The organism is Parasutterella secunda (assembly GCF_023336895.1).
Classification (GTDB): domain Bacteria; phylum Pseudomonadota; class Gammaproteobacteria; order Burkholderiales; family Burkholderiaceae_F; genus Aphodousia; species Aphodousia faecalis.
Map to the genome: position 1 here is coordinate 1 of NZ_JAMBLT010000027.1, position 743 is coordinate 743.

At 44.1% G+C, this 743-nt stretch carries 2 protein-coding genes; both read left to right on the forward strand.

The annotated features are described in order from the left end of the window. Positions 1-115, forward strand: a 115-nt coding sequence (locus M3080_RS09130; protein WP_249092815.1) for a transposase, incomplete at its 5' end; no start/stop codon positions are given. Beyond that, positions 81-743: nuclease/transposase family protein (locus tag M3080_RS09135; RefSeq protein ID WP_487369340.1), on the forward strand; the 663-nt coding region annotated here is incomplete at its 3' end. The genes M3080_RS09130 and M3080_RS09135, both read left to right, overlap by 35 nt.

Genomic DNA, 743 nt, shown 5'->3' on the forward strand with positions numbered 1-743 from the left:
ATGGGGAGGCCACCTTTGGTCTCCGTCTTATTACGTGGGCACTGCCGGCAACGTCAGTTCCGAAACTATTCAGAAGTACATTGAAAGAACTGAACATATCAAAGGGCGCAGGTAGACTTTCCGCTCCCTCCAAATTAACGACGACCGTTTGCATCAAACTGCAAATGCATGAGGATGCTGCTCAGAGGCTGCACAAGACTCGGCTTGTGTACCGTGACGCTTGCAATTTTCTGGTTAAGTACGTTTGCCGCGATTCCAGTGAGCGTAATTGGCAGCGCTATAACCTGCACCATGCCGCATACTACGATTTGAGATCCACCTTGCCGGTACTGGGATCGCAGTTAGCCTGTAATGCCATTCGGTCGGTGTCTGCTGCCTACAAAACAGAACTGACGAACCATCCCCGAAAAAATAAAGAAGAGCCTCTAAAAGAAATTGTTTTTAAAAATCCCTCTATCCATTTGGACAAAAACACAATCCGTTATCAATCGGATATGACTGAAGCAATTGTTTTTACAGTTGAAGGTCGGGTAAAAGTCAGATTGTGTCCGGGAGATTTTCAAAAACGATTGCTTGACTCAGGCAAACGCAAAGAAAGCAATCTTGTCTATCGAAAGAATAAGAAGGGAGGATTTTGGTTCCTGCATATCAGTCTGGAATATGACTCAACACTGAGTGCCTTAATCGAGAAATTGAAAAAAGAAGAAGTGATCGGTGTTGATGTAGGAGAAAATAATATTGCA